Genomic DNA, 258 nt, shown 5'->3' on the forward strand with positions numbered 1-258 from the left:
AAAAACCGATTGTCATCGAGTTTGCGCAGCTTTGGGCGAGCAAGACGCCCGCGGCTGGCCTGGTCAGCGTGATAAGCATCGTAGATACCATCGACGCTGTTGCGTGCGATTTCACGACTGATAGTGGATTGACTACGACAGACCATCTGGGCGATACGCCGGTGCGAATGCCCTGCTCGCAGATGCTCGGCAATGACTAAGCGTTCCGCCAGCCCTAGCCGCTGGCCAGTACCAACACGAGATACATCACCGGGTGTT

At 57.0% G+C, this 258-nt stretch carries 1 protein-coding gene; it reads right to left on the reverse strand.

Annotated features, from left to right (window positions below; translation table 11 throughout):
* The coding region (locus tag QP752_RS11300; RefSeq protein WP_336621671.1) for a helix-turn-helix domain-containing protein at nucleotides 1–212 on the reverse strand (212 nt) is incomplete at its 3' end.
* Between the last annotated feature and the right edge of the window lie 46 nt (nucleotides 213–258).

The sequence above is a fragment of the Corynebacterium sp. UMB10321 genome (assembly GCF_030228725.1).
GTDB classification, from domain to species: domain Bacteria; phylum Actinomycetota; class Actinomycetes; order Mycobacteriales; family Mycobacteriaceae; genus Corynebacterium; species Corynebacterium pseudogenitalium.